This is a genomic window from Burkholderia contaminans, from assembly GCF_029633825.1.
Lineage (GTDB): Bacteria > Pseudomonadota > Gammaproteobacteria > Burkholderiales > Burkholderiaceae > Burkholderia > Burkholderia contaminans.
The window spans coordinates 3,771,199-3,783,530 of the sequence record NZ_CP090640.1; the positions used below are offsets into that span (position 1 = coordinate 3,771,199).

Below are 12,332 nucleotides of genomic sequence, written 5' to 3' on the forward strand. Positions count from 1 at the left end.
CGCGCCCCGCGTTCTCAACCAATCTTGCTGCTCCGTTCGCATGAGTCACGCGCATGTCAACGCCGCTCGTCCGTCTTCCGTCGCTCGATCTCGTCCGCGGTTTCGTCGCCGTCGGCCGCCGCATGAGCATCACGCTGGCCGCGCAGGACCTCTGCGTCACGCAATCGGCGGTGAGCCGCCAGGTGCACGCGCTCGAAGCGCACCTCGGCGTCGCGTTGCTGCAGCGCGGCTACCGGAAGATCGCGTTCACGCCGGAAGGCGAGCGGCTGTTTCGCGTCGCGGATGCGGCACTGCACGGGCTGCAGGACACCGTCGCGTCGCTCGCGGCCACGCGCGAGCGCCAGCCCGTCACGATCACCGCGAGCATCGGCGTCACCGCGCTGTGGCTGCTGCCGCGGCTCGGGCGGCTGCAGGCGCGCCTGCCGGAGATCGACCTGCGCGTCGCCGCGAACGACAAGGTACTCGATTTGCGCGCCGAAGGCATCGACCTCGGCATCCGCTATTGTCCGCGCGAGCGCGCGCCGGCCGGCGCGCTGCGGCTGTTCGACGAGATCGTCGTGCCGGTCGCCCATCCTGCGCTCGCGGCACGGCCCGTCACGAACGCGGCCGCGATCGCCGACCACGTGCTGCTCGAATTCGACGGGCCGCCGCAGCCGCAATTGCAGTGGCGCACGCAACTGCACGCGGCTGGGCTCGGCGACGCGCGCCCGAAAGGCGTGCTGCGCTTCAACCAGTACGACCAGGTGATCCAGGCCGCGATCGCGGGCCAGGGCGTCGCGCTCGGCCGGCTCGCGCTCGTCGCGCCGATGCTCGCGGACGGGCGGCTCGCGGTGCTCGGTCCGCACACGCAGGCGCTGTCGGATGTGTACGGCTACTGGCTGTTCCAGCACGATCCGGCCCCGCGCCGCGAAGTCGCCGAGGTCCGCGACTGGATGCTCGCCGAAGCAGCCGAATGCGACACCGCGATGCGTGTGCACGACACGGTGTCGGCGTAAGCCGGCGCCGCCTTTGCGAATTACCCTGCCCCCCTGCCGGGCGCTCCCGCCCCCTCCACGCGCACCGCTTCGCATTCCCGATATGCATGCCAACCTGACCGAATGATCGCTTGAGCGGCAACGAGCCCGATCGTCTAATCGGATCGAGCGCGGCCGTCTTGCCGCGCGCCTTCATCCGGAGACACGCATGACCCCGATCGAGCAGGAAGTCCGTCGCCGCTGGCTGCCCGTCCTGGCCGGCGGCCTGATCATGGGCGCCGCGCTCGGCATCCGCCACGTGCAGGGCCTGTTCCTTGCGCCGGTGTCGCTCGACCACGGCTGGTCGCGCGAAGCGTTCGGGCTCGCCCTGGCGCTGCAGAACCTGATCTGGGGCGTCGCGCAGCCGTTCACCGGGATGGTCGCCGATCGCTTCGGCTCGCTGCGCGTGATCGTCGCCGGGATGCTGCTGTATGCGGCCGGGCTCGTCACGATGGCGCACGCGGCGACGACCGGCATGTTCACGGTCGGCGCCGGGCTCGTGATCGGCATCGCACTGTCGGGCTCGGCGTTCGCGTCGATCTATGGCGCGCTGAGCCGCCTGTTTCCGCCCGACCGGCGCGGCTGGGCGCTCGGCGTCGCGGGCGCGATCGGCGGGCTCGGCCAGTTCTGCATGGTGCCCGTCGCGCAGGCGTTGATCGGCGATATCGGCTGGCGGCATGCGTTCATCGCGCTGGCGCTCGTCGCGGCGCTGCTTGCACCGCTCGCCGTACTGCTGCGCGACCGGCCCGCGCAGTCTGCCGCCACCGGCCCCGACCAGTCGATCGGCGAAGCCGTGCGCGAGGCGTTCGCGCATCGCGGCTTCTGGCTGCTGAACGCGGGTTTCTTCGCGTGCGGCTTTCAGCTCGCGTTCGTCGCGACGCATCTTCCCGCCTACCTGCTCGACCATGGGCTGCCGGCAGGCCACGCGAGCGTCGCGCTCGCGCTGATCGCGCTGACCAACGTCGCCGGCACCTATGCGTGCGGCCATCTCGGCGGGCTGCTGCGGCGCAAGTACGTGCTGTCGGTGCTGTACCTCGTGCGTGCACTCACGATGGCCGCGTTCGTCGCAGCGCCGCTGTCGCCCGCGAGCGTCTACGTGTTCGCGGCAGTGATGGGATTCACGTGGCTCGGCACCGTGCCGCTGACGAACGGCGTGATCTCGCAGATGTTCGGCGTGCGCTACATCGCGACGCTGTTCGGTTTCGTGTTCTTCGGGCACCAGCTCGGCAGCTTCTTCGGCGTCTGGCTCGGCGCGGTGGTGTACGACGCGACGCACTCGTACATGCCGCTGTGGATCGGCTCGATCGCACTCGGCATACTCGCGGCGTTGCTGCACCTGCCGATCAACGATGCGCGCGTCGCACGCCCGGCATCGGGCAACGCGGCATGGGCATGATCCGCGCGGCGCTGGTCGCCGGCACGCTCGCATTCGTCGCGTGGTGCGGTGCGGCCTATTTCAGTTCGGACGTCGCGTACGCGCTGCTCGAACACGTCGCGTTCTGCAATTGAGGCCGCAAACCGGGCCGTGCGGTCAGCGGCGTTTCGGCAATGCCGCCAGCGCATCGAGCGCGCGGGCACGCGCGGCCGCATGCTCGACGAGCGGTTCCGGATAGTCGACACCGAGCCGCACGCCGGCCGCGTCGAGTTCCAGCGGCGATGCTTCCCACGGCGCATGGATCGATGCGTTGTCGAGGCCGGCAAGCTCGGGCACCCAGCGCCGCACGTACGCGCCGTCGGGATCGAATTTCTGCCCCTGCGCGACCGGATTGAAGATGCGGAAATACGGCGCGGCGTCGGCGCCGCACCCGGCCACCCACTGCCAGCTCGCCGCGTTGTTCGCGGGATCGGCGTCGACCAGCGTGTCCCAGAACCACGCTTCGCCCGCGCGCCAGTCGATCAGCAGGTGCTTGATCAGGAACGACGCGACGACCATCCGCACGCGGTTGTGCATCCAGCCGGTCGTCCACAGCTCGCGCAGGCCCGCGTCGACGAGCGGATAGCCGGTCAGCCCGCGCTGCCATGCGCGCAGCGCGGCGGGATCGTCACGCCACGGCATCGCGTCGAACTGCGCGCGGAAGTTGTGGGTCGCGAGCGCCGGGAAGTGGTACAGCAGCGTGTAGCTGAATTCGCGCCACCCGAGTTCGCTCAGGAATTTGTCGGCGTCCGCGGCAACCGCCGCGCCGCCTGCGCTCGCGGCACCCTGCACTGCATGCCATACCTGTCGCGGCGACACGTTGCCGAAGCGCAGGAACGGCGAAAGGCGGCTCGTCGCGGGACGGTCGGGAAGATCGCGCGCATCGGCATAGCCGGCGAGCGAGGTCGCCAGGAACGCGTCGAGCTGCGCGTGCGCGCCGGCTTCGTCGGGCATTGGCCACGCATCGCGCAGGCCGCCGGCCCAATCCGGCGAGTGCGGCCGCAACGCAAGCGCGTCGAGCGCCAGCGCGCAGTCGCGTACGGCTTTCGGCCACGGATGAAACGCGATCCGCTCGGGCTCCGACAGCGGCACGGCGACCGTGCGATCCCGTCGCGCCGCACGCCAGTATGCGGTGAACACCTGATACGGGGTGCCGCCGCCCGTCAGCACCTCCCAGGGCTCGTTCAGCAGGCTGCCGTTGCTGCTCTCGACCGCGACACCGCGCGCCTTGAGCGACGCCTTCAGCGCCGCGTCGGCATCGCGCTGCGGTTGCGCATAGCGGCGGTTCCAGTACACGGCTTCCGCGCCCGTGTCGTGCACGATGCGTTCGATCTCACGCTGTGCGTCGCCGCGCAACAGCAGCAGACGTCCGCCATGTCGCGCAAGCGCCGCGTCGAGCCCCGCGAGCGATCCATGCAGCCACCAGCGTGCCGCGCCGCCGAGCGGACGCCCGGCGCCGTCGCCCGTGTCGTCGACGAATACGCACACGAGTGGCCGGCCCGACGCCACCGCGCGCGTCAGCGCGGGCTGGTCGGTCACGCGCAGATCGTCGCGGAACCAGACGATCGCGGGAGCAACGGACGACTTGGCAGGCACGGGCACCTCGATGACATAAGCGAACAGAGACGCGTATTGTCGCGGCTGCGCTGCGTGGTGTCGACGCCGGCCGTCACGACCCGCGCGCCACGGCGACACCGCGCGCGACCGCGCAATCCGTGTCAATCGGATGGAAGTCGCCCGGCCGAACGTCGGCGCGCAATGGATATTGCTCGGGCTGCGGTACGTCGACCGGTTCGTGCACACCGTGCACGGCTGGCGCAACGCCGACCGCATCGAGGCACGCCGCGGCGGCCCGACGGGCCGACCGTGCCCGCCGGTGCGACCGGCTGATCCGGTCAACGATGTGTCGTGTCAATCGAGCCGGAACGCGGCCTCGAAGCGCTCGGCGAATGCGTCGAACTCGGCTTCCGGCAGATGGTTGATGCCGCCTGCGCGCTTGCGCCCGCCGCCCGTCGCGAAGCCGCGGCAAAACTCGTCCGCGCCGAGCGGCCGGCCGTCGGGCACGCGCACGCTGACGACGAGCCCGCCGCCGGCACGCGGCGACAGCACCGCGAGTGCCGCATGCGGCGCATTGCGCATCCGCTCGTTCGCGAGCATGCCGGTCGCGCGCCGCGCCCACGGATGATCGGGCATCCGGACCAGCGTCGCCCCCGGCACCTCGCGCAGCGGCGCAAGTGCGCACGCACGCGCCATGTCGTCGCGGTAACCGTCGCGCAGCGCCACGAACACAGCCGTCTCGCGCACGAAATCGAGTGGAGCGACGCACGGCAGCATCGCGTCCGCGAGAGCCGCCGGATCGAAGTGCAGATCGCCGACGCACTCGCCGTACGCGTTGTAGTTCAGATAGCGCCCGAGTTCGGCGAGTACGCTACGCTCGGCTTCGTCGATCGCATGCTCGCGTGCCAGTGCGTCTCCGAGCGCCGGCAGTTCGTCGCCATAGGCCGCGACGATCGCCCAGCGCACGTACCGGCCGCCGAGATAGCGGTTCACGATCGCGCTCGTGCAGACGTCGGCCGCCGTGTCGATATGCGCGTCGAAACGCGGATGGTCGGGCAGATCGCCCGCGAAGTGATGGTCGAAGTAACGAACTGTCGCGCCGTCGCGCAGCAGCCGCACGCACGCGTCGCGGTTCTGGTCGTGCGACACATCGAGCGCGGTGACGATGTCGCCCGACCGTGCGTCGATCCGCTCGAGCAGCCTGACGTCGCGCTTCACGCCGGTGACGAGCGTGCCGCGCACGCGTTCGGCGAGCCGCAGTTGCTGAAGCGCGCACAGGCCGTCCGCGTCGCCGTTGAACGCGAAGACGTGCCGCGCGTGCTGATAGTCCCGCATGATCCGTTGCTCCATCGTCGAGCCATGAAATCGCCGCCGTTCGCGCGAGCGGCGTGAGCGCCGAGTTCGCGCGCCCGGTATTTTGCCGCAACCGCGAGCGCTCCTTCGATACAGCGTAGCCGCGCTCCCCGTCAAACGGCTTGCGGGCCCGTTGCATGTCGATCGTCACGATCGCGCCGCGCAGTTGCCGTTGCATGTGCGGCACGATTTCCTGCATAAGCGCCGTCGAGGTCGGGTTTCTCCACCGGCACCGGAAACGCACCGTCCACGAATGTGCAGCGTCGACCGCGAGTGCCACGCCGAGCATGGCCCACTCCCGGACTATGGTCGGCGCGCTGCCATTTCATGTCATACGTCATCAGACATGATTAGATAACCGACAGGGCTCATGAAATTACCCAATACCCGGGAAATTTTCGGGTAAACCCGTGACGTCTTCGTCGGCGCTCAGGCGTACCATGTTATACGACGACATACTACACGGACCGTCACCCGGATATCGACGCGGGCCACCGCCCCGTCCGCCGCCGCCCCACCGGAGACACATTTGAACCCGCCCTCGCCCGCCCTGCCCGGACGCGACCCGCTCGCGTCCGCCGTCTCGAAAGTGAAGTGGCACGTGCTGCCGCTCGTGCTGATCATGTTCATCGCGAACTACATCGACCGCGTAAACGTCGGCTTCGTCGATCGCCACCTCGAGGCGTCGATCGGCATCGGCGCGGCCGCATACGGCCTCGGCGCCGGGCTGTTCTTCGTCGGCTACGCGCTGTTCGAGGTGCCGTCGAACCTGCTGATGCAGCGCTACGGCGCGCGCATCTGGCTGGCCCGGATCATGGCGACGTGGGGCATCGTCGCGGCCGCGATGTCGTTCGTATGGAACGACACGTCGTTCTACGCGCTGCGCTTCCTGCTCGGCGCGGCCGAGGCCGGCTTCTTCCCCGGCGTCGTGCTGTACCTGTCGCAATGGCTGCCGCCGCAGGAGCGCGGCAAGGCGATGGCGATCTTCCTCGGCGGTTCCGCGTTCGCGTCGGTGCTGTCCGGGCCCGTCACCGGCGCGCTGCTGTCGATCCGCGGTTTCGGCCTCGAAGGCTGGCAATGGATGTTCCTGATCGAAGGGCTGTTCTCGGTCGCGCTGTGCGGCGCGAGCTGGCTGCTGCTGAAATCGCACATCCGCGACGCGACGTGGCTCACGGCCGAAGAACGCACGGCGCTCCAGAACGCGCTCGACGACGAGCGCGCGACGCGCGACGTCCGCTCGAACGTGCCGGTGCGCGCCACCGCGCTGCTGCGCGACCCGCAGATCATGCTGTTCTGCTTCCTGTATTTCTCGATCCAGCTGACGATCTACGCGGCCACGTTCTGGCTGCCGACGATCATCCGCAAGATGGGCGGGCTCACCGATTTCCAGGTCGGCCTGTACAACACGATTCCGTGGATGATCGCCATCGGCGCGATGTACGGCTTCGCGGTGCTGTCGTCGAAGTGGAAGCATCCGCAGCGCTGGCTCGCGGTTGCGCTGGTGCTCGCCGCGTGCGGGCTGTTCGCGTCGACATCGCACGATCCGGTATGGTCGTTCGCGTCGATCTGCTTCGCCGCGCTCGGCTTCAAGGCCGCATCGTCGCTGTTCTGGCCGATCCCGCAGGGCTATCTCGACACGCGCGTGGCCGCGGCCGTGATCGCGCTGATCAACTCGGTCGGCAACCTTGGCGGCTTCGTCGCGCCGACGGCGTTCGGCTATCTGAAGCAACATACGGGTTCGATCACGGGCGGGCTGTATGCGCTCGCGATCGCTTCGCTCGTCGCTGCAGTCGCCGCGCTGTTCGCGCGCACGCACCGGCGCAGCGATCCGCCGCGCGGCCTGCCGGCCGACGCATCCTTCACGAACGCTTCGATGCTCCGCCATGCCGAACACTGACCGCCTGACCGTCGTCGTCTCGAATGCCGCCGACGGCGACCTCGCCACCTTCTCGCTCGCGGCCGACGGCTCGCTTGCGCCGCTCACCCGGTACCCGGCCGCCGACGTCGCGATGCCGATCGCCGTGCCGGCCGACCGGGCGCGGCTCTACGTTGCGACGCGCGGCGAGCAACCGACGATCGTCGCGTTCCGCGTCGTGCCGGCCACCGGCGCGCTCGTGCGCATCGGCACGACCGCGATCGACGCGAGCCATGCTTACCTGTCGCTCGACCACAGCGGCCGCTGGCTGCTCGGCGCGTCGTACGGCGGGAATTCGCTGAGCCTTTACGACGCCGCGCGCGTGCGCGACGGCGACGGCACGCCGCTGCAGGTCACGGGCGGGATCGCAAACGCTCACGCGGTGATCGTGTCGCCGGACAACCGTTTCGCGTACGTCAGCTCGCTCGGCTCGGATCGCGTGTTCAGCTTCGCGCTCGTCGAGGACGCCGCCGGCCTGCGCGCGCAAGAACACGGCGAAACGCGCGTGCCGGCCGGGTTCGGCCCGCGTCACCTGCGATTCGCGGATGACGGCCGCACGCTCGTCGTCGTCAGCGAATTCCAGGCCACGCTCGCGACGTTCGCGCGCGACCCTGAAACCGGCCGGCTCGGCGATGCACACGTGAGCGCGCGCCATCCGGCCGTCGCCGAACTCGCACAAGGCCATGCGCGGCCGCCGGCGCCTGCCGAGCCGTCCGTCTGGGCCGCCGACCTGCACCTGACGCCCGACGAGCGTTTCGCGTATGTCAGCGAACGCACGTCGAGCCGCCTGCTCTGCTATCGCCGCAGCGAGGACGGCACGTTCGAACCCGCGCACGCAACCGCCACCGAGACGCAGCCGCGAGGGTTCGCAATCGACCCGTCGGGGCGCTGGCTCGTTGCCTGCGGCGAACAGTCGGAATATGTGTCCGTGTATGCGATCGCGCCGGACGACGGCGCGCTGTCGTCGCACGCGCGCGTGCCGGGCGGGCGCGGTGCGAACTGGGTCGCGATTGTCTGAAACAGTGATGCGCGGGGCATGCTTCGGCAGGTCCGTGCCTGCCCGTGTTCAGCGCCGCTCGCTGGGCGCGACGCCCGTCCAGCGCTTGAACGCACGCGTGAAATTGGCGCGATCCGTATAGCCGACGCGCGCGGCGATCTCGTCGACCGGCAGCCGCGTGCCTTCGAGCAGCCGCAGCGCGTCGCGCAACCGGATCTCGTCGAGCAGCGTCGAATAGGTTGCGCCGTACTCGGCGAGCTTGCGCTTGAGCGTGCGCGCCGACACATGCAGCTCGCGCGCGACCTCATCGACCGACGGATAGCCGCCCTCGCCGCAGATCAGCAGGTTGCGCACGCGCTCGACGATGCTTTCCGCATAGCCGAGCCGCGCGAGTTCGGCCTCGCACTGCTGCACGATCATCTGCGCGGTATGCGCGTTCGCGGTACCGATCGGCTCGTCGAGCAGCGCGGCGTCGCAGCGGATACGGTTCGCGCCCGCGTCGAAATGGCAGCGCGGCAGGCGCGCGCGATAGCGCTCGAACCACGGCGGTTCGGGCCATTCGAAATGGAGTTCGGCACGCGACTGCAGCGTGCGCCCGGGCACCGGATACAGCAGCGAGTTGAACAGGATCGCCGTCTCGACCAGGAAGTTCTCGACCGCGAACTGCCGCAGCCGGCCGAGCGGAAACGCTTCGAACACGTCGATGTCGACGATCCCGTCGAGTTGCGCGAGCCGCACCGAAAAGAACGGCACGCGCGTCGGCAGGTAGCGGATACCGAGCGAGATCGCCTCGCCGAGCGTCGCGCAGCTCATCAGCCCGAAGCCGATCAGTCCCGCTTTCGTCAGGCTGCTGCGCAGGCCGATCTCGATCGCGATCGACGGGTCGTCCGTCGCGTCGAGCAGGTTGAACACGATCGCCGCCTGCTGCAGCGGCGTGATGCGCGCATCGGGCTGCGCGAGCCGGTCGCGCTCGACGCCCGAGCCGGCCAGCACGCGAGCGCCGTCGATCCCGCGCTCCTCGGCCAGCATCAGCATGAACAGCGCATACGCGGACGACACCGTCGCCTTGTTCAGCTGGCGCGCGGCATCCGGGACGGACAGGGCCATGCGGCGGACTCCGAAGCGGTTTCGGCGGATTGTAGCGTCGCTGGCCCGCAATGACACCGGAGCGAGACTCTAGCCGCGCCGGCAGGCCATCGTGGCCCGAAATGACACCACCATTGGCACCCGCGGCCCTCGCGTGCGGTCCGGTGCACGCCTATGCTTGTCACATCGGCATTGAGCCCCACCCTTTCCGCAGGAATCCTGGTCGATGAGCCAACCCGCACGAACCGCCTTTCGCAACGACGCGGACAAGGTCGCTTACGTCCGCCGCGAGGTCAACGCCGCGAGCGACGCGATCCGCGCGCGTTTTCCGCTGCTCGACAACCAGAACCTCGTCGGCGCGACCGTGATGGCCGTCTCGGTGAGCGCGATGCTCGCGATCGCCTGGCTCTATGCGCGCGGATCGATCGCGTGGTACGTCGCGCTGCCGCTCGCCGCGTTCGTCACGTCGCTGATCCACGAGCTCGAGCACGACCTGATCCACCTGATGTACTTCAGGAAGACGCCGTGGGCCTATCACCTGATGATGGCGCTGTGCTGGCTCACGCGGCCCGGCACGATCAACCCGTGGACGCGGCGGCGCATGCACCTGCATCACCACAAGGTGTCGGGCGGCGAATCGGATCTCGAGGAATTCGGCATCACGAACGGCGAGCGCTGGGGCGTGAAGCGGCTGCTGATGATCGCGGACGGCATGCTCGCCGTCGTGCTGCGGCCCACTGCGATGCGCCGCAAGGTGAAGCAGTATGTGGCCGCGCAGCCGGTGCAGGATCCGTCCGAGCGCCTGCAGTTACGCGTCGAACAGGTGTCGTCGTACATGCCGGTCGGTCACGTGTACTACGTGCTGTGGCATGCGTTCATCGTCTATCACGCCAGCCTGTTCGCGCTGCATGCGTTCGGCTACCCGGTGACGGTGCCGGCCGTCGTCGAGCGCGTGATGAGCGTCGTCGATTTCCTGGCCGTGGTGTGGCTCGGGCCGAACTTCTTGCGCAGCTTCTGCATCAACTTCGTCAGCTCGAACATGCATTACTTCGGCGACATCGACTCGCGCAACGTGATCCAGCAGACGCAGGTGCTCAACCCGTGGTGGATGCTGCCGTTCCAGCTGTTCTGCTTCAACTTCGGCAGCACGCATGCGATCCATCACTTCGTGGTGCGGGACCCGTTCTACATCCGCCAGCTGACCGCGCGCACCGCGCATGCGGCGCTGCGTGAAGTCGGCGTACGCTTCAACGACGTCGGCACGTTCGCGCGGGCGAATCGCTGGGGCGGTTATCGTCCGGCGCGCGGTACGCGCCAGGCTCCGGCCGACGCGTAACGCACCGCCTCAACCGCCGATCGGCGGCATCGGCCCTTGCCCGCGGATCCACGACCAGTTCGCGAGTTCGGCCATTTCCTTGTCGCCACGGCTGTCGCCATACGCGAACAGCTGTTTCGGCGGCCGGTTGCCCCACCACCCGCGCAGCCGCACGACCTTTTGCGGCCCCCAGCAATTCTCGCCGTCGAGCCGACCGGCGAAGGTGCCGCGCTCGAACGCCAGCCGCGTCGCGAGCACCGCATCGAAGCCGGCCGTCTTCGCCCACTTCTCCAGATACAGCGACGGCGACGCGCTCACCAGCACGACTTCGTGCCCGCGCGCCCGATGCTCGCGGATGCGTTCGAGCATTTCCGGGCGCACGAGGCTCGGCAGATAGGTGTCGACGAACGTGCGCGCCTGCGCATCGAGCGCGTCTTCACGCACCGGCCCGAACGCGAACGATGCGAACTTCGCCTTCGCGTCGCCGCGCGACAGCAGCCCGGCCTTCATCGCGACGATCCACGGCAGCGCGCGCAACCCGGCCCACGCGAAGCGCGGCGTGCCGACCGCATAGCGGACGAAATGGCGAAAGCTGTCGGTCGTGGTGATGGTGCCGTCGAAATCGAATGCGGCAACGATGCGGTCAGTCATGGAGAATCGGCGGAAAAGCGATGAGATGCCCCGGAAGATAGCAGACTCGCGCCGGTGCACGTGAAATGGCGTGACGCGCGGCGTGGCCTGCGCAGCGAACACGCGCGTCGTAGCGCGCATGTTCGTGCCCTTCGTTCCTGTCGTGCCGCTCCTTAGCGCGGCGGCCGCGCCGCCAACGCCGCCGGCAGCACAACGTTCATCAGGTGATCGGCGCGCGACAGCAGATCGGTCACGCGCTCGTCGAGCCCGCGTAATTGCGCGGGTTGCATGCGGATCTGCTGCACGGCCTGCCCGACGATGTTGCGGCGGTCGAACAGCGTGCGCTCGACACCTGCATCATCCGGCGCGCGCACGACGTCCGACACCGCGCTCAGCGCCGCGAGCACGACCACGAGGTTTTCTTCCGCATGGCGGACCTTCGCGGCGAGTTCCTCGGTACGGCGCGGGAAGAAACCGAGCGACTGCTTGAGCGCCCCGATCGCCGCACGGTAGTCGACATGGCCCGTCGCCGCGCCGAACCAGCGTTCGAACATCCCGGCCTTGCGCGTCGCCTGCGCGAGCATGCCGGCCATCATGTCGGCCGCACCGAGTTCGTTGAATTCACGCGTCGCGGCCGCGACGGCTTCGACGAGGTTGCCCGCCGTCTCCAGCGCGCCGTCGCCGATCGTCGCAACCGTCGCGAGCTTCAGCGGCACCAGTTGCCGGATATGCCGCTCGATGCGCGGCGCGTAGTCGGGATAAAGATTCGGAAAGCTGGCCTGCGCGGCGCGGAAGCACGCTTCGAGTTGCGGATGGTTCGATTCACCGAACACCGCGCGGCCGACTGCATCGGCCGGCGCCGTGCGCACGGCCTGACCGGGCGCCGGCACAGGCGCGGGCCCGAAGTCGAGCGCCTGCGGCGCCGGCCGCTCGGGCCCGCGCGCAACCGGCGCCGCGGCCGCGGGCGGCGCGTCGAACGCAAGACGCCCGGGCGTGCGCTCGGGCGTCGTATCGAACTCGAGCCGCTTCGGCTCGTCGGACGGATTCGTCAT

11 protein-coding genes are annotated in these 12,332 nt (G+C 69.2%); 6 read left to right on the top strand and 5 right to left on the bottom strand.

What is annotated here, in order from left to right; translation table 11 throughout:
• Nucleotides 1-53: 53 nt before the first annotated feature.
• From LXE91_RS17540 to LXE91_RS17550, 3 genes are all read left to right on the top strand, one after another.
• Nucleotides 54-995, top strand: coding sequence for a LysR substrate-binding domain-containing protein (locus tag LXE91_RS17540; RefSeq protein WP_039369354.1), 942 nt, complete (start codon nucleotides 54-56; stop codon nucleotides 993-995).
• 187 nt (nucleotides 996-1,182) lie between these two features.
• Entirely contained in the window at nucleotides 1,183-2,409 is a 1,227-nt protein-coding gene (locus tag LXE91_RS17545; protein WP_039369356.1) for an MFS transporter, read from the top strand.
• Nucleotides 2,400-2,522 (top strand): hypothetical protein, encoded by a 123-nt coding sequence (locus LXE91_RS17550; protein WP_039369359.1) that lies wholly within the window; start codon nucleotides 2,400-2,402, stop codon nucleotides 2,520-2,522. Before LXE91_RS17545 ends, LXE91_RS17550 begins: the two co-directional genes overlap by 10 nt.
• 22 nt (nucleotides 2,523-2,544) lie before the next feature.
• On the opposite strand, the gene LXE91_RS17555 is transcribed toward LXE91_RS17550, so the two are convergent.
• A complete protein-coding gene (locus tag LXE91_RS17555; protein ID WP_039369361.1) occupies nucleotides 2,545-4,023 on the bottom strand; it encodes a cryptochrome/photolyase family protein in 1,479 nt (492 codons plus the stop codon).
• 315 nt (nucleotides 4,024-4,338) lie between these two features.
• On the bottom strand, nucleotides 4,339-5,319 hold the full coding sequence (locus LXE91_RS17560; protein WP_039369618.1) for a hypothetical protein: 981 nt from the start codon (nucleotides 5,317-5,319) through the stop codon (nucleotides 4,339-4,341).
• Between the two features lie 547 nt (nucleotides 5,320-5,866).
• On the opposite strand from LXE91_RS17560, the gene LXE91_RS17565 reads away from it, so the two are divergent.
• Nucleotides 5,867-7,234 carry an MFS transporter gene (locus LXE91_RS17565; protein WP_039369364.1) on the top strand — a complete coding sequence of 456 codons (1,368 nt, stop codon included), beginning with the start codon at nucleotides 5,867-5,869 and terminating at the stop codon, nucleotides 7,232-7,234.
• Nucleotides 7,221-8,270, top strand: coding sequence for a lactonase family protein (locus LXE91_RS17570; RefSeq protein WP_039369366.1), 1,050 nt, complete (start codon nucleotides 7,221-7,223; stop codon nucleotides 8,268-8,270). The genes LXE91_RS17565 and LXE91_RS17570 overlap by 14 nt, the downstream gene beginning before the upstream one ends.
• Before the next feature lie 48 nt (nucleotides 8,271-8,318).
• Here the strand turns inward: LXE91_RS17570 and LXE91_RS17575 are convergent, their stop codons facing one another.
• On the bottom strand, nucleotides 8,319-9,356 hold the full coding sequence (locus tag LXE91_RS17575; RefSeq protein ID WP_039369369.1) for an AraC family transcriptional regulator: 1,038 nt from the start codon (nucleotides 9,354-9,356) through the stop codon (nucleotides 8,319-8,321).
• A gap of 205 nt (nucleotides 9,357-9,561) precedes the next feature.
• Here LXE91_RS17575 and LXE91_RS17580 point away from each other — a divergent pair, with 205 nt between their 5' ends.
• Complete coding sequence (locus LXE91_RS17580; protein WP_039369373.1) at nucleotides 9,562-10,671, top strand: fatty acid desaturase; 1,110 nt, start codon at nucleotides 9,562-9,564, stop codon at nucleotides 10,669-10,671.
• Between the two features lie 9 nt (nucleotides 10,672-10,680).
• Here the strand turns inward: LXE91_RS17580 and LXE91_RS17585 are convergent, their stop codons facing one another.
• Together LXE91_RS17585 and LXE91_RS17590 are read right to left on the bottom strand one after the other, a co-directional pair.
• Entirely contained in the window at nucleotides 10,681-11,301 is a 621-nt protein-coding gene (locus LXE91_RS17585; RefSeq protein ID WP_039369621.1) for an HAD family hydrolase, read from the bottom strand.
• Nucleotides 11,302-11,453: 152 nt separating this feature from the next.
• Entirely contained in the window at nucleotides 11,454-12,332 is an 879-nt protein-coding gene (locus LXE91_RS17590) for a hypothetical protein (RefSeq protein ID WP_039369375.1), read from the bottom strand.

Excerpts from the sequence above, each read along its gene's own strand:
- LXE91_RS17540 (WP_039369354.1), top strand. The coding sequence starts at position 54 with ATGTCAACGCCGCTCGTCCGTCTTCCGTCGCTCGATCTCGTCCGCGGT.
- LXE91_RS17545 (WP_039369356.1), top strand. The coding sequence starts at position 1,183 with ATGACCCCGATCGAGCAGGAAGTCCGTCGCCGCTGGCTGCCCGTCCTG.
- LXE91_RS17550 (WP_039369359.1), top strand. The coding sequence starts at position 2,400 with ATGGGCATGATCCGCGCGGCGCTGGTCGCCGGCACGCTCGCATTCGTC.
- LXE91_RS17560 (WP_039369618.1), bottom strand. The coding sequence starts at position 5,319 with ATGCGGGACTATCAGCACGCGCGGCACGTCTTCGCGTTCAACGGCGAC.
- LXE91_RS17570 (WP_039369366.1), top strand. The coding sequence starts at position 7,221 with ATGCCGAACACTGACCGCCTGACCGTCGTCGTCTCGAATGCCGCCGAC.
- LXE91_RS17575 (WP_039369369.1), bottom strand. The coding sequence starts at position 9,356 with ATGGCCCTGTCCGTCCCGGATGCCGCGCGCCAGCTGAACAAGGCGACG.
- LXE91_RS17580 (WP_039369373.1), top strand. The coding sequence starts at position 9,562 with ATGAGCCAACCCGCACGAACCGCCTTTCGCAACGACGCGGACAAGGTC.
- LXE91_RS17585 (WP_039369621.1), bottom strand. The coding sequence starts at position 11,301 with ATGACTGACCGCATCGTTGCCGCATTCGATTTCGACGGCACCATCACC.
- LXE91_RS17590 (WP_039369375.1), bottom strand. The coding sequence starts at position 12,332 with ATGACGAATCCGTCCGACGAGCCGAAGCGGCTCGAGTTCGATACGACG.